A 14,310-nucleotide genomic window follows, 5' to 3' on the forward strand; every position below is an offset into this window, starting at 1 on the left:
CTCGCGGTTGGTGGCCGCATTTCGTATAAGTCTGGCAGTAATAAAGGGAAACGCTGCCATGACCCGTGATCTGTCACCCATCGATAACGCCAAATATGTCGCCGCTCGTCGCGCTGCTGACATGGTGCAAGACGGAATGCGTGTCGGTCTGGGGACAGGGTCAACAGCCGCTTGGATGGTGCGTCGCATCGGTGAGCGGGTCAAAAAAGAAGGGCTGCGGATCAAGGGTGTTCCGACGTCGATCCGCACCGCGCAACTGGCCTGCGAAGTCGGGATCGAAGTGGTCTCGTTGGATCAGGCGGGGTGGTTGGATCTGACCATTGATGGCGCGGATGAATTCGATGGCGAGCTGAACCTGATCAAAGGTGGCGGTGGCGCGCATCTGCAGGAGAAGATCGTCGCCACGGCCAGCGACCAGATGGTCGTCATCGCCGATGCCGGCAAAGAGGTCGAAACCCTGGGCGCCTTCCCTTTGCCGGTCGAGGTGATCCCCTTTGGCTGGCAAACCACCCGCACTTTGATCCAAGAGATGCTGGACACGATGGATGTTCTGGGCACTTCGGCCATGCTTCGGATGGATGGTGAAGCCCCTTTTGTGACAGATGAAGGCAACCACGTTTTGGATTTGCACCTACAGCGCATCGGCAACGCGCGCCAGTTGGCGCTAGTGCTTAATCAGGTGCCAGGTGTGGTCGAGAACGGGTTGTTCATCGACATCTGTGACAAGGTCGTGATTGGCCACGGGGACGGCCGGGTCGAACTGCGCGACATCAACGCGGGTACCACCGAGCTGGACGAATTGGTGGACAGCGGTGAGAACCTGTTCTCGGATTTGGCTGACTGACGAATGCCAGAGCTTTCGGCATTACAATTCGGCGAAGTCAGTTTCCAAAAAACGGACGGCACATTCGAGAGCATGCCCCTCCAGTTGCAATCTATGGCGAAACCCATATCTGAGCGGTTCGTAAGGACGGTTGAGCATTACTGGCCGATTTTTTTGCGTCCTGGCAAGATCAACTGTCTCACCAGAACGGTCTGGACTGTGGTGAGCAATAAGATACACCCGTGGCGTCGCTTTGATGGCGCTTGCTGAAAACTGAAAGAGGCACGGTAAATGAGCTTTGATTATGATCTGTTCGTCATCGGAGGCGGCTCGGGCGGGGTTCGCGCAGCGCGTGTGGCTGCTGGTGAGAATGGTGCCAAGGTGGCGCTGGCCGAAGAGGATCGTTATGGCGGGACCTGTGTCATCCGAGGCTGTGTTCCGAAAAAGCTAATGGTCTTTGCCAGTGAGTTCTCAGGGACAATGCAGGACGCGCAAGCCTATGGTTGGGATGTTAAACCCGGCGGGCTTGATTGGAACATGTTCCACGACAAGCTGGTCGCGGAACTGGATCGGCTTGAAGGTGTTTATCGCAATATCCTGAAAAACAACGGTGTCGAAAGCTTTGATCAGCGTGCCCATGTGGTTGATGCGCATACGGTTGAGCTGGCCGATGGCACGCGTAAGACGGCCAAGCATATCCTGATCGCCACCGGCGGTCGTCCAGTCGTGCCCGAGTTTCCGGGCTCGGATCTGGCCATCACCTCAAACGAAATCTTCCATCTTGAGAAATTGCCTCAATCCATCTTGATCGTAGGTGGCGGCTACATCGCCAGCGAGTTCGCAGGGATCATGAACGGGATGGGTGTGAAGACCACTCAGTTCTACCGCGGCGCGCAAATTCTGCGCGGCTTTGATGAGGAAGCACGCGGCCTGATCTGCGAGGAAATGCGCCAGAATGGTATTGATGTACGTCTGGGCACCAATGTGTTGGAGATGACCAAGGAAGGTGACCAAATTCGCGTCAAAGCCACCGACGGCACCGAGGATCAATTCGATGTTGTCATGTACGCCACTGGTCGTGCGCCCAATGCCGACAACCTAGGGCTTGAGGCGGTGGGCGTTGAACGGGGTCGTAAGGGCGAGATCGTTGTGGACGAATACAGCCAGACGGGCGTGCCTTCGATCTTTGCAATTGGGGATGTGACAGATCGGGTGAATTTGACACCGGTTGCGATCCGCGAGGGCATGGCTTTTGTCGAAACAGTGTTCAAAGGCAACCCGACGCCGGTCGATCACGAGCTGATCCCGACCGCGATCTTCACCCAACCGGAGTTCGGTACCGTGGGATTGAGCGAGGAAGACGCTGCCGCGCAAGAGCCGGTCGAGGTATATGCAACCTCTTTCAAGCCGATGCAAAAGGCGTTTGCGGGTGGAACGCAGCGGGTGCTGATGAAGCTGATCGTCAGTCAGGCGACCCGCAAGGTGTTGGGTTGCCATATCGTGGCACCGGGCGCGGGCGAGATGATCCAGCTGGCAGGAATCGCCGTTAAAATGGGTGCAACCAAGGAAGATTTCGACCGCACGGTTGCCGTTCACCCGGTTATGGCCGAAGAACTGGTGACAATGCGGCAACCTGTTCGCACTGCTTGATTTGCAAGCGCGCGCACACAAGTTACAAGGGACACCGTGATCACACGGTCCAACACGAAGGAACAGATACATATGGCGGGCAACAGCGGTGGCCCCTGGGGGGGCGGAGGCTCTTCTGGAGGCGGAGGAAATCGGGGTAATAATGGGGACGGACGCAAGCCTCCCGAAGGCGACGGCCCGCAGATCCCCGAGATCGATGAGCTGATGAAAAAAGGCCAAGAGCAGCTGCGCGTCCTCATGGGCGGTCGCGGCGGCGGTGGCCGTGGCGGCGGTCAGGGAACGGGCGGCGGTGGTCCGGTTTTCACCAAAGGCACGGTAGTGATTGGTTTGCTGGTTGCCGCGGGTCTGTGGGGAGCTGCAAGCTTCTACACGGTCAAACCGGAAGAACAGTCGGTTGAGTTGTTCTTGGGTGAATTTTCGGCCGTTGGGAATCCGGGTCTGAACTTTGCGCCTTGGCCGTTTGTGACCGCCGAGGTGATCCCGGTAACCCGTGAACAGAATGAAGACATGGGCGGTGCGCGCGGCAGTGACGATGGTCTGATGCTGACCGGCGACGAAAATGTGGTCGACATCGACTATCAGGTTGTCTGGAACATCAACGATCCGGCTAAATATCTGTTTAACCTGCGCGATCCGCGTCAGACGATTCGGGCCGTTTCTGAATCGGCGATGCGCGAGATCATCGCACAGAGCGAGTTGGCGCCGATTCTGAACAGGGACCGGGGCATTATCGCAGACCGGTTGCAGGAATTGATTCAGCTGACAATGGACAGCTACGATTCTGGTGTGAACATCGTCCGCGTGAACTTTGACAAGGCTGACCCTCCACAGGACGTGATCGCAGCGTTCCGTGATGTTCAGGCTGCGGCGCAAGAACGTGACCGCCTGCAGAACGTTGCGGATGCCTATGCCAACCGCGTTTTGGCCGAGGCGCGTGGTGAAGCCGCACAGGTTCTGGAAGAGGCCGAAGCCTATCGCGCCCAGCAGATCAATGGCGCGCAGGGTGAGGCCAGCCGCTTTAGCGCGGTTCTGGAAGAATACTCCAAGGCACCCGACGTGACGCGCAAGCGTCTGTATCTGGAGCGCATGGAGCAGGTTCTGGGCGACGTGGATAAAATCATCCTCGACGAGAACTCGACAGGGTCGGGGCAGGGCGTGGTGCCTTATCTTCCACTGAACGAGCTGCGCCGCAATCAGACTGAGGAGAGCAACTGATGCGTAAGTCACCTATTATCCTCATTCTGGTTGTGATCCTGGGTGTAATCGGCCTGTCCTCGATTTTCATCGTGGACGAACGTGAACGTGCGCTGGTTCTGCAATTTGGCCGCGTCGTTGCCGTTAAGGAAGAACCCGGTTTGGCGTTCAAGATTCCGTTGATTCAGGAAGTTGTGCGCTATGACGACCGTATCCTGTCGATCGACGTGCAGCCGCTTGAAGTAACGCCACTGGATGACCGTCGTTTGGTTGTTGATGCGTTTGCACGTTATCGGATTTCCGATCTGAACCGCTTCCGTCAGGCCGTCGGTGTTGGCGGTATCCCGGTCGCCGAGGATCGTCTGGATCGCATCTTGCGCGCCGAAACCCGCGAAGTGCTGGGTTCGGTTTCGTCTCGCGATATCCTGAGTTCCGACCGTGCCGCCTTGATGCTGCGCATCCGCAACAGCGCGATCGCCGAAGCGCAGGCGCTGGGCGTTAACGTCATCGACGTGCGCTTGAAAGCAACCGACCTGCCGCAAGCCAACCTTGAGGCCACCTTTGACCGGATGAAGGCCGAGCGTGAACGCGAGGCGACCGATGAACGCGCCCGTGGTAACGAGGCGGCCCAGCGAGTGCGCGCCCAGGCGGATCGTACTGTGGTTGAACTGGTGTCGGATGCTCGCCGTGAGGCCGAGATCATCCGCGGTGAAGCAGATGCCGAACGTAACGCGATCTTTGCCGAAGCTTACGGCGCGGACCCTGAGTTCTTTGAATTCTACCGCTCTTTGTCGGCCTATGAAAATGCGTTGGGCGGCAGCAACAGTTCGATGGTTCTGAGTCCGGATTCCGAGTTCTTCAATTACCTGAAATCGCCCACCGGGCAGGCTGGTCGGTAATGGGCCTGATCCTTCTGGCCTTCGGGCTGGTACTGATTGTCGAGGGGCTGGCCTATGCGCTGGCCCCTTCGCTTATTGAACGTATGCTTGAGGCGCTTCGGTCACTGCCTGAACAGGCCCGTCGTCTGGCCGGTCTGCTATGTGTTGTCAGCGGTCTGGTGTTGTTGTGGGGTGCATTTCAGCTCGGGTTTTGACACGTTGATTTCAATTGCCGGTGAATTCCCCGCGATCCCGAGTTGCGGGCTTGGGTAAACTGACTACATTGGTTTCCAAGAGGGGTTGCTATGCGGCACCCTTATGACGTTGTTCGACAAGGAGTTCCCAAGTGCAGGCACAAGCGCGCAGTATTTCCGTCCAAAGGGACGACAGTGTTGGTTTCATGCGGCTGATGTGGTTGGCCTTTGCGGGGATGTTGCTTGTTCTGGCCCAATCCGTCGCCGCGCAGGCGCGGAGCGAAAGCCTGGCGCCGCTAGCCGAAAAGATCAGCCCAGCAGTGGTGAACATCACCACATCGACCCTGATCGAAGGGCAAACTGGCCCGCAAGGGATCGTGCCCGAGGGCTCTCCGTTCGAGGATTTCTTTCGCGAGTTTCAGGACCGAGATGGTGAAGAGGGCGACCGCCCACGCCGCAGCAATGCGCTGGGATCGGGTTTTGTGATTTCCGAGGACGGTTATATCGTCACCAACAACCACGTCATTGCGGAAGCTGATGAAATCCTTGTGGAATTCTTTCCAGGCGACGGCCAGCCCAAGAAAGAGTTGCCCGCCAAGGTGATTGGCACAGATGAAAAAACAGACATCGCGCTGCTCAAGGTCGAAGCCTCGGGTCCGCTGCAATATGTGCAATTCGGTGACAGCGACATTGCGCGTGTGGGGGATTGGGTGATTGCCATGGGTAACCCGCTGGGACAGGGCTTTTCTGTTTCGGCTGGTATCGTGTCGGCCCGCAACCGGGCGCTGAGCGGTTCTTATGACGACTATATTCAGACGGACGCAGCCATTAACCGGGGGAACTCGGGCGGGCCGCTGTTTAATATGAACGGCGAGGTGATCGGCGTGAACACCGCGATCCTGTCGCCCAATGGCGGCTCCATCGGGATCGGGTTCTCGATGGCGTCCAACGTGGTCGTTAAGGTCGTCGACCAACTGCGCGAATTCGGTGAAACCCGCCGTGGCTGGCTGGGCGTGCGCATTCAGGACGTGACCGAGGACATGGCCGAGGCGATGGGGCTGGACAAACCCGGCGGCGCGCTGATCAGCGATGTACCGGACGGTCCGGCCAAAGATGCGGGCCTGCTTGCGGGTGACGTTATCCTCAGCTTTGACGGGGTCGAGGTCGAAGATACGCGCGGTCTGGTGCGTCAGGTGGGCGAGACTACGGTTGGCAAGTCGGTTCGTGTTGTGGTGCATCGCGACGGGGGCACTCAGACCGTTTTGGTCACGCTGGGCCGTCGTGAGGAAGCGGAACGCGCGGATAGCGAGGAAGAGGAAACACCAGATGCCGCGCCTGAGGAAAACGCCGATATTCTGGGTCTGACGATTTCACCCCTGACAGATACGTTGCGCACCGATCTTGATTTGGATGCGGAGGCAGAAGGGCTGGTTGTGACTGCGGTGGACGAAGCGTCCGAAGCTTTTTCCAAGGGGCTGCGCGCCGGTGATCTGATTACCGAAGCCGGTCAGCAGAAGGTCAGCTCGATTGAAGATCTCGAGGCCCGCATGGAAGAAGCGCGTGAGGCAGGCCGCAAGTCGTTGTTGTTGCTGGTGCGCCGTGGCGGTGAACCGCGCTTTGTGGCGCTGAGCCTGGGTGAGTAACTGACACCAAAATAAGCCAAAAGGCCGGGGTTATCGCTCCGGCTTTTTTGCGTTTTTGGGGGGTGGAAAAAAGGTGAGCCACACGCCGGGGAGGCGCATGGCTCTGATACAGGGAGAGGTCAGTGGACAGATATCGGGGATGATTCTCTGACCTCCTACGGTAACAACTAAGAGATTAGTCTTGATGTTGTAAAAGGTCTGTGAAGCAGGTCACAGGGGTCAGATCAGGTCGGATTCTGCCAGTTCGCGCAGGGCCTGGAAATCCTGAATCATCAACCCGCCACGCGAAGCTTCGACCACATTGTCGCGTTTCCAGGTCGAGATCGTCTTGGACACCGCCTCGCGCGTGGCGCCAACGAATTCGGCAAGTTCGCTTTGCGACAGGGTGATCCGGGTCGATGGGTCATCCTGAAGTCCGGACAGGTGTAACAGCTTGCGGGCCAACCGGATTGGCATCGGCAAGAACACCTGCTCATTCAGCTGCGACCCCATCCACCGCATGCGCAGACCGGCCAATCGGATCAAGTCAACCGCCAGATCGGGGTGCTGGCGAATTTGCTCCATCACATCCCCCTGCCGGACACGCAGAATGCGCGAGGATTCTGCCGCGGCGATGGTGGCTGTACGAGGGCCGCTGTCGAACAGTGCAATCTCTCCGAACACCTCACCAGGGCGCATAAGGGTCAGCGACAGTTTGCGGCCGCTCATGGCCAGAAAGGACACCTCAAGCGTACCTTCGAGAATGGCGTACAATGCGTCACCCTCGTCACCCTGTTCAAACAGGACGTCACCACGTTCCAGTGCGATTTCAGTCGCCTGGGCGGAAAGCATGGCTTTCAACCCGTCGGATGCCTCGGACAGGAAGCCGCTGTCTGGGAAAGCCGTCATGAGTTCCAGATTCTCCGGCTGTGAGTGTTTTGGTGGTGACACAACTTTCCACAGGTTCGGCCTTAAGCCAAGGTTTTTGTCGGCATCGGCCGACAAACCATCGCAAACGTATGAGGCGAACGCCTTCCCAGCCGGTTCATCTACTGGTGGTCGGGGTCATCCATATAGCTTTGCAGCAGATTGAATTGCAGCATCAGAAACACCATCAGCGCTATCGGAAAGCCGAATGTTTCGATCTTGACCCAAAGGTCGGTGGACATCGTCCGCCAGACAAATTCGTTAGCTACGGCCAGAACGGCGAAGCAACCGCACAGACGTCGGGTCAGGATCATCCACCCCTCGTGGCGCATGGGCAGCATTTCGTCCAGAACATAGGCGAGGTAGGATTTGCCCTGCAGCAGACCGATGCCAAGCATGATTGAAAAGAAGCCGTAGACCAGCGTGGTTTTCATTTTGAAAAACCGCTCGTCATTGAACCAGGCGGTCAGGCCGCCAAAGAAGATGACCATGAATGCGGTGAAAATCTGTATCCGGCTGAGCTTGCCGGTCAGGAACCAAAGAACCCCCATCGCGGCCAGCATCAGCGGCACGAAAAGGATGGTGGCTATGATAAAACCGGAATACTCGATGCCGCCGATCAGGAAGCTGTCGTCGCGCAGGCGTAGGTAGATGAAGAAAAAAGCCAGTGGAGGCCCAAGCTCCAGCACTTGTTTCAGAAACGGGTTGATCTCTTTTTTGCCTGACATAGTGGTTTCCTGCTGCTTACCCGCCCATTTCAACTATTACGGCGCCGAGTGCAATCAATGCCATCAGTGCAATCCGCCTTGGCCCCACGGTTTCCTTCAACACCAGCCATCCGATCAGGGCCGCAAAGACGGTTGAGGTTTCACGCAGGACTGCCGCTTCGCCGACCTTGTCGAGCCTTGTGGCCAGCATGATGGCTCCGAAAGACATCGGGGCGATAATGCCGCCTGCAAGGCCGCGCAGCATCAAAGGCCCAATGGTTGGGCGATTGATCATCACGCGCCATCTCAGAAAGGCATATATCGGCATGGTCGCACCGTCGATCATGAAGAACCAGGCCAGAAAGGTGAACGGATCGGCAGTGGCGCGGATGCCATAGGCGTCATATGTGGTGTAAAGCGCCACGAACAAGCCGGTCGAAACGGCCAATACCAGCGCTATGCCCAGCGTGTCGCGGTTGGTTTCGAGATACCGAAAGTTATAGGCGGCCAATCCAAAGATACCGGCCAGCAGGACAGCCACGCCGAACCACTGGGTACTGGTGAAGGTTTCTCCGAACAGCAGGTAGGCACCGATGACGGTGAACAGGGGGCCTGTGCCGCGGACAACCGGGTAGACGACAGTGTAAGAGCCCTTGGTATAGGCCATCGCCTGCAGAACTTTGTAGGCGACATGGATCAGCCAGACGGTGGCAAAGATTGGCCACATGTAGGGTTCTGGCCACGGTACTACAAAAAAAGCGAACGGGGCGGCCATCAGGCAATAGCTAGCGTCGATCGCACCGCGTGATAGCCATGGATCGTGGCGGCCTTTTTGCAGGGCGCCGAACACTGCGTGCAGAAAGGCGGCCATCAAAGCAAGCCCCAGGGCGAGTTGATGGCCTGCTTCCGTGCCTTCGAGAGAGATCAGCCAGTCGCTCAAGTGTCAGATCATTTCGCTGGGAGGGGGCGGGGATTTTCCATCCCCAGACCCCCGGAGGGTATTTGAGGCCAGATAAAGCTGCGGTTCAGGACTGATCCAGACCAGTGAGCGCGGCGGCGAATTCCTCGGGGTCGAAAGCAGCGAGGTCATCAATCTGCTCTCCGACGCCGATGGCGTGAATGGGCAGGCCGAACTTGTCAGCCAGTGCGACCAGAACGCCGCCCTTGGCCGTGCCGTCCAGTTTGGTCATCACCAGGCCCGAGACATCGGCTAGATTGCGGAAAGTTTCCACCTGGCTCAGCGCGTTTTGACCGGTGGTGGCGTCCAGCACCAGCAATGTGTTGTGCGGTGCGGTTTCGTCTTTCTTGCGGATAACACGGACGATCTTAGCCAGTTCTTCCATCAAGTCGGCGCGGTTTTGCAGCCGACCGGCGGTGTCGATCATCAGCAAGTCGGCACCGTCCTCTTGCGCCTTGGTCAGCGCGTCGAAGGCAAGGCTGGCCGGATCGGACCCTTCAGGGGCGGTCAGGACGGGCACGCCCGCGCGTTCGCCCCAGACTTGCAGCTGTTCGACAGCGGCAGCGCGGAAGGTATCTCCTGCAGCGATCACGACTTTTTTGCCGGCAGCTTTGAACTGGCTGGCCAGTTTGCCGATCGTTGTGGTTTTACCTGAGCCGTTCACGCCGACGACCAGCACCACTTGCGGACGTTTGGCATAGATAGGCAGGGGTTTGGCGACTGGCTCCATTACGCGGGCCACTTCCTGCGCCAAAAGTTGTTTGATTTCCTGGGTCGAGAGTTTGCGGCCAAAGCGCCCTTCGGCCATGTTGGCGGTGACACGTAAGGCAGTATCTACGCCCATATCCGAGGCGATCAGCAGCTCTTCGAGCTGTTCCAGCATGTCGTCGTCCAGCGTACGGCGCACGGCGGTTTTGGCCTCGCTGCGACCGAACAATCGACCCAACACGCCTTTGGAAGGTGTCGCCTCGGGGGGCGGGGGGGCAGGTGTCGGATCAACAGGCGCGGGCTCGGGTACCTCAACCGGTTGCGGCGCTGGCGTAGGTTCGGGCACCTCAGGGACTGGTTGGGGAACTTCCGGTACGGGTTCCGGCTGCGGCTCGGGGTCCGGGATGATCGGGTCGGGTGCGACTGTTTCCTCGCCCCCATCTTCAACAATGGCCTCAAGCCCCTGTTCGAGGCGGGACGAGGATTTGAACAACTTGTCCTTGAGCTTTGAGAAAAACGCCATTTTTGGTCTCCGCAGGTGTTCCCCTCACCTAATGCGGATTTGCGGCAGTTGCAAAGGGTCAGAGGAACGCAATCAGCAGACCCGCCTGAGCACCCCAATAAAGTGGCCAGACCAGATAAGGCGTGATCTTCAGGGCGGGGTGGCCCTTGGGCAGCAGGAACTTCTCGGTTGCCAAGATAAGATCCGAGGCAATGAAGGCCAGAGCTGCAGGCAAGGCCCATCTCAGGGCGCCGGTTTCGGGCAGGGTCAGTACGGCGACGCCCATCCCCAGAATGATCGGAATATAGCCCAGAACAGGACCTTTGAGGTCCCCGGCCCGTGGGGCCAACAGGGTGGCGGCGACAATGCCTAGAATGATAAGGGACCAGAAATATCCAGGCTGGTCGAAAATCAGGGCAAGATTGCTTGAAGGATGAGTAAGAAACAGGGCGATATATGCAAGGTGACCTGCGGCAAAGGCCCCAATCCCGGCCATGAAAGTGCTGTCAGTTTCGCGCGACAACAGCGCGTCGCCAATGGCGCACAATAAGAGGGCGACCACCAGAAGAAGCGGACCTGCACCCAACAAGGCAGTCACGGCCAGCAGTGCGACGGATGCAGTTTTCAACACGGATCGCAATGTGCTGGCCGGACGCGGCGACAGCGTTAGGTAGGCCAAAGCGCAAGCTGCCGCGAGCCAGAACAGTACAGTTGTCATAGATACCTCTCCGTTTTCAGCAGCTTGTGACGGGTTGTTGATTCACCTCAACCGTGACGTTGAGGCAGGGATCCTGCGGAAATGGTGATTGGCGCCGGACAATTGCTTCTGACACAATGTGGCTATGCTCAGATATCTTGTGATTCTTCTTCTGCTGCCCGCGTATTCAGCGACGGCTCAATCAGCCCTGTCGGGTGCGGATTTTGACGACTACACGCGGGGCAAAACCCTGTTCTACGGTTTTCAGGGGCAGGTATATGGCGTCGAACGGTACTTGCCCAATCGCCGTGTCATCTGGTCGTTTCTGGATGGCGATTGCAAGCATGGCGTCTGGTACGAAAAGGATGCCCAGATCTGTTTCATCTACGAAGACCGTCTGGACCCACAATGCTGGGTGTTCACCCGATCAGGGGGTGGTCTGATCGCGCAATTCGAAGGCGACCCGGAAGAAACCGAGCTTTATGAGGCCGAGGATGTCGACGAAGAGATGATCTGCTATGGGCCGGATGTTGGAGTCTGAGATCGGCTCAGAACAATGAACCCTGATCTGGCGCGTCTTTTTTGGGCGTTTTTTTCGTAGCTGATCGTGGGGCAGCAGTTTGACCGGTGGTCAGCACGCCATCGGCGAACTCTATCTCAAGTGAGCCATGCTTTGCAGCCTGAGCTTTTGTCGTGACAACCTGATCCTCGGCGCGGACCACGGCATAACCCCGTTGCAACGTTGCCTTGTAGCTGAGCGTTTCGCGTAGGCGGTCGGTGGCGTCCAGCTGTTGTCGCATCCGGTCCAGGCGCGTTGTTTGGGCGGCGTTCAAACGCTCGGCCAACCGGGTGATGGACTGGCGCTGTATCTCGATTTCACGCTGAATGGGACGCAAGGACAGGCGTGACGACAGATTTCGCACGGCTTCTTGTCGGCTTGAAACAAGGTTGCGCAAGGTCGAAGGGCGCAAATGGGCGGAAAGTTTAACCACTTGTAGGCGGCGGTTCTGCACACCGCGCTCAAGCGCCGGGGTCAGGCGATCTGCAATCAAATCAAGCCGTTGACGCGGGGTATTCAACAAGCTGTCCGGTCGCGGTAGCGCACGCGATAGGTCGCGCAGGCGCTGTAACCGCCGTTGGACCGCATCGGTTGCGGCACGCGACAGACGTGCGCCTTGTTCGCCGGTCCAGGCCAGCAGCTCTATCCGTACAGGTACGGCTAGTTCGGCGGCGGCGGTCGGGGTGGGCGCGCGACGGTCTGAGACGTAGTCAATCAGCGTCGTGTCCGTCTCGTGCCCAACGGCCGAGATCAGCGGGATATCTGATCCAGCAGCGGCGCGCGCCACGATTTCCTCATTAAAGCCCCACAGGTCTTCGATCGATCCGCCGCCTCGGGCGACGATGATCAGGTCGGGGCGCGGCAGAGCCCCGCCGGGTGTTAATTTGTTGAACCCGTTGATCGCATTTGCAACTTCGGGGGCACAGTTCGACCCCTGCACGGCGACTGGCCAGATCAGAACCTTACGCGGGAACCGATCCCGCAGGCGGTGCAGTATGTCCCGGATCACCGCCCCTGAGGGAGAGGTCACAACACCGATGACCTGTGGCAGATAGGGCAGCGGTTTTTTACGCTCGGGGGCAAACAGCCCTTCGGCCTCAAGCTGTTTCTTGCGCTTCTCCAGCAACGCCATCAGCGCGCCTTGTCCGGCAACGGCGACCTCATCGACGTTCAAGTTGTATTTCGACTGCGCGCCAAATGCGGTCAGTCGACCGGTGACCACAACCTCCAACCCTTCTTCGGGGACAACGGACAAGCCCGAGATCTGGCCTTTCCATGTGGTGCAGGCCAGCACATTCCGGTCATCCTTGATGTCGTAATAGAGATGACCCGAGCGCGCCTTGAACACGCGCCCGACCTCGCCGCGCACACGGATTCGGCCGAACGTGCCTTCTAGCGTGCGTTTCACCTCGCCCGAGATGTCCGAGACAGTGTATTCAGGGGTGTTTTGGCCGGGAATGGGGTCGTCAAGCAGGTCGGACATTTCAGCGCCTTGTGTCAAATGCCCGGCCAGCTTAGAACGCGCGCAAGGCGAGGCCAAGCAGATCGGAGAGCATTCATGAATATCCTCATTCTCGGCAGTGGTGGGCGGGAACACAGCCTGGCTTGGGCGGTGATGCAGAACCCTAAATGTGACCGTCTGATCGTGGCGCCGGGAAATGCCGGGATCGCGCAGATCGCGGATTGTGCCGCGCTGAATATTGAGAACGGTGGGGACGTCGTTAGTTTTGCTGAGGAAAACGCGATTGACTTCGTGATTGTAGGCCCCGAGGCACCCTTGGCTGCCGGCGTGGCGGATCGCCTGCGCGAAGCAGGCGTGCTGGTTTTTGGGCCTTCTGCGGCGGCAGCCCAGTTGGAGGCGTCGAAAAGTTTTACCAAGGAAATCTGCGATGCGTCGGGCGCACCGACCGCAGCCTATGCGCGGTTTACCGAGGCTGAACCAGCCAAAGCCTATATTCGCGAACAAGGGGCTCCGATTGTCGTCAAGGCCGACGGATTGGCCGCAGGCAAGGGCGTGATCGTGGCGATGGATGACCAAACCGCTCTGGACGCCATCGACGACATGTTCGGCGGTGCTTTTGGCGGGGCAGGGGCCGAGGTTGTCATCGAAGAGTTCATGGATGGAGAAGAGGCGTCACTGTTCGTGCTGTGCGATGGCGACAACATCCTGTCCGTCGGCACCGCACAAGACCACAAGCGCGTGGGCGAGGGTGATACCGGACTGAATACTGGCGGTATGGGCGCCTATTCACCGGCACCGGTTTTGAGTGCTGAGATCGAAGAACGCGCGATGGAAGAGATTATCAAGCCCACCGTGGCCGAAATGAAGCGTCGTGGTATGCCGTTTCAGGGCGTCCTTTATGCCGGTCTGATGATCAAGGACGGTCAGCCTCGGTTGGTAGAATACAATGTGCGCTTTGGTGATCCCGAGTGTCAGGTTCTTATGATGCGCCTCGGTGCGCAGGCGATGGACCTGATGCATGCCGCTGCCGAGGGCCGGTTGGGCGAGGCGCGGGTGAACTGGGCGGATGATCATGCCCTGACCGTGGTGATGGCGGCGAACGGATATCCGGGTGCGTACGAAAAGGGCAGTGTGATCAATGGTCTGGAGGGCCTTCCCGAGGATAGTGGGAATATGGTGTTCCACGCCGGAACCAAGGCTTCGGAGGGTCAGATCGTGGCCTCTGGCGGTCGCGTACTGAATGTCACTGCCCGTGGAGGCACATTGCAAGAGGCACGGGACCGGGCCTATGCTGCGGTCGACGGGATTGACTGGCCTGATGGGTTCTACCGTCGCGACGTCGGCTGGCGGGCGCTCTGATCCAAAACGCTCCCGCGTCCTGACGCTGCATCAAAGATGCACCGCCAAAGGCCTTGGGCCGGGCAGCCCG

Annotated in this window: 14 protein-coding genes; 8 read left to right on the top strand and 6 right to left on the bottom strand. The window is 58.5% G+C overall.

Annotated elements, in window-relative coordinates:
• Positions 1-58: 58 nt before the first annotated feature.
• The 6 genes from rpiA to ACR0B8_RS02740 all read left to right on the top strand — a co-directional run bounded on the left by rpiA (position 59) and on the right by ACR0B8_RS02740 (position 6,382).
• Entirely contained in the window at positions 59-844 is a 786-nt protein-coding gene (gene rpiA, locus ACR0B8_RS02715) for a ribose-5-phosphate isomerase RpiA (RefSeq protein WP_170357830.1), read from the top strand.
• A 270-nt stretch (positions 845-1,114) separates the two neighbouring features.
• Complete coding sequence (gene gor, locus ACR0B8_RS02720; protein WP_170357832.1) at positions 1,115-2,473, top strand: glutathione-disulfide reductase; 1,359 nt, start codon at positions 1,115-1,117, stop codon at positions 2,471-2,473.
• A gap of 72 nt (positions 2,474-2,545) precedes the next feature.
• Positions 2,546-3,688, top strand: coding sequence for an FtsH protease activity modulator HflK (gene hflK, locus ACR0B8_RS02725; protein WP_170374761.1), 1,143 nt, complete (start codon positions 2,546-2,548; stop codon positions 3,686-3,688).
• The gene (gene hflC / locus ACR0B8_RS02730; protein WP_170348295.1) at positions 3,688-4,566 is read left to right on the top strand and encodes a protease modulator HflC; all 879 of its coding nucleotides are present in this window, start codon (positions 3,688-3,690) and stop codon (positions 4,564-4,566) included. Before hflK ends, hflC begins: the two co-directional genes overlap by 1 nt.
• Positions 4,566-4,760 carry a DUF2065 domain-containing protein gene (locus ACR0B8_RS02735; RefSeq protein WP_170348296.1) on the top strand — a complete coding sequence of 65 codons (195 nt, stop codon included), beginning with the start codon at positions 4,566-4,568 and terminating at the stop codon, positions 4,758-4,760. Before hflC ends, ACR0B8_RS02735 begins: the two co-directional genes overlap by 1 nt.
• A 185-nt stretch (positions 4,761-4,945) precedes the next feature.
• A complete protein-coding gene (locus ACR0B8_RS02740) occupies positions 4,946-6,382 on the top strand; it encodes a DegQ family serine endoprotease (protein ID WP_174820436.1) in 1,437 nt (478 codons plus the stop codon).
• Positions 6,383-6,601: 219 nt separating this feature from the next.
• Here ACR0B8_RS02740 and ACR0B8_RS02745 read toward each other — a convergent pair whose 3' ends face one another.
• The 5 genes from ACR0B8_RS02745 to ACR0B8_RS02765 form a co-directional block, all read right to left on the bottom strand.
• The gene (locus tag ACR0B8_RS02745; RefSeq protein ID WP_170348298.1) at positions 6,602-7,270 is read right to left on the bottom strand and encodes a Crp/Fnr family transcriptional regulator; all 669 of its coding nucleotides are present in this window, start codon (positions 7,268-7,270) and stop codon (positions 6,602-6,604) included.
• Between the two features lie 140 nt (positions 7,271-7,410).
• Positions 7,411-8,016: an inner membrane-spanning protein YciB gene (locus ACR0B8_RS02750; RefSeq protein WP_170357834.1), complete on the bottom strand. Its 606-nt coding sequence runs from the start codon at positions 8,014-8,016 to the stop codon at positions 7,411-7,413.
• A gap of 16 nt (positions 8,017-8,032) precedes the next feature.
• Positions 8,033-8,935 carry an EamA family transporter gene (locus tag ACR0B8_RS02755; protein WP_170357835.1) on the bottom strand — a complete coding sequence of 301 codons (903 nt, stop codon included), beginning with the start codon at positions 8,933-8,935 and terminating at the stop codon, positions 8,033-8,035.
• A gap of 85 nt (positions 8,936-9,020) precedes the next feature.
• Entirely contained in the window at positions 9,021-10,184 is a 1,164-nt protein-coding gene (gene ftsY, locus ACR0B8_RS02760; RefSeq protein ID WP_170348301.1) for a signal recognition particle-docking protein FtsY, read from the bottom strand.
• A gap of 58 nt (positions 10,185-10,242) precedes the next feature.
• Positions 10,243-10,881, bottom strand: coding sequence for a lysoplasmalogenase (locus ACR0B8_RS02765; protein WP_480657793.1), 639 nt, complete (start codon positions 10,879-10,881; stop codon positions 10,243-10,245).
• A 124-nt stretch (positions 10,882-11,005) separates the two neighbouring features.
• Between ACR0B8_RS02765 and ACR0B8_RS02770 the strand changes: the two genes are divergently transcribed.
• On the top strand, positions 11,006-11,401 hold the full coding sequence (locus ACR0B8_RS02770) for a hypothetical protein (RefSeq protein WP_170348303.1): 396 nt from the start codon (positions 11,006-11,008) through the stop codon (positions 11,399-11,401).
• A 7-nt stretch (positions 11,402-11,408) separates the two neighbouring features.
• On the opposite strand, the gene xseA is transcribed toward ACR0B8_RS02770, so the two are convergent.
• Positions 11,409-12,902, bottom strand: a complete 1,494-nt coding sequence (xseA, locus tag ACR0B8_RS02775; protein WP_480657791.1) for an exodeoxyribonuclease VII large subunit — start codon at positions 12,900-12,902, stop codon at positions 11,409-11,411.
• A 75-nt stretch (positions 12,903-12,977) separates the two neighbouring features.
• On the opposite strand from xseA, the gene purD reads away from it, so the two are divergent.
• Positions 12,978-14,240, top strand: coding sequence for a phosphoribosylamine--glycine ligase (purD, locus tag ACR0B8_RS02780; RefSeq protein ID WP_226688605.1), 1,263 nt, complete (start codon positions 12,978-12,980; stop codon positions 14,238-14,240).
• The last annotated feature ends 70 nt before the right edge of the window (positions 14,241-14,310 follow it).

The sequence above is a fragment of the Ruegeria sp. BH6 genome (genome assembly GCF_056538105.1).

What these genes read in the sequence shown, in the direction of transcription:
- purD (WP_226688605.1), top strand. Translation starts at nt 12,978, where the DNA reads ATGAATATCCTCATTCTCGGCAGTGGTGGGCGGGAACACAGCCTGGCT.
- hflK (WP_170374761.1), top strand. Translation starts at nt 2,546, where the DNA reads ATGGCGGGCAACAGCGGTGGCCCCTGGGGGGGCGGAGGCTCTTCTGGA.
- ACR0B8_RS02770 (WP_170348303.1), top strand. Translation starts at nt 11,006, where the DNA reads ATGCTCAGATATCTTGTGATTCTTCTTCTGCTGCCCGCGTATTCAGCG.
- rpiA (WP_170357830.1), top strand. Translation starts at nt 59, where the DNA reads ATGACCCGTGATCTGTCACCCATCGATAACGCCAAATATGTCGCCGCT.
- xseA (WP_480657791.1), bottom strand. Translation starts at nt 12,902, where the DNA reads ATGTCCGACCTGCTTGACGACCCCATTCCCGGCCAAAACACCCCTGAA.
- gor (WP_170357832.1), top strand. Translation starts at nt 1,115, where the DNA reads ATGAGCTTTGATTATGATCTGTTCGTCATCGGAGGCGGCTCGGGCGGG.
- hflC (WP_170348295.1), top strand. Translation starts at nt 3,688, where the DNA reads ATGCGTAAGTCACCTATTATCCTCATTCTGGTTGTGATCCTGGGTGTA.
- ACR0B8_RS02765 (WP_480657793.1), bottom strand. Translation starts at nt 10,881, where the DNA reads ATGACAACTGTACTGTTCTGGCTCGCGGCAGCTTGCGCTTTGGCCTAC.
- ACR0B8_RS02740 (WP_174820436.1), top strand. Translation starts at nt 4,946, where the DNA reads ATGCGGCTGATGTGGTTGGCCTTTGCGGGGATGTTGCTTGTTCTGGCC.
- ftsY (WP_170348301.1), bottom strand. Translation starts at nt 10,184, where the DNA reads ATGGCGTTTTTCTCAAAGCTCAAGGACAAGTTGTTCAAATCCTCGTCC.
- ACR0B8_RS02750 (WP_170357834.1), bottom strand. Translation starts at nt 8,016, where the DNA reads ATGTCAGGCAAAAAAGAGATCAACCCGTTTCTGAAACAAGTGCTGGAG.
- ACR0B8_RS02735 (WP_170348296.1), top strand. Translation starts at nt 4,566, where the DNA reads ATGGGCCTGATCCTTCTGGCCTTCGGGCTGGTACTGATTGTCGAGGGG.
- ACR0B8_RS02745 (WP_170348298.1), bottom strand. Translation starts at nt 7,270, where the DNA reads ATGACGGCTTTCCCAGACAGCGGCTTCCTGTCCGAGGCATCCGACGGG.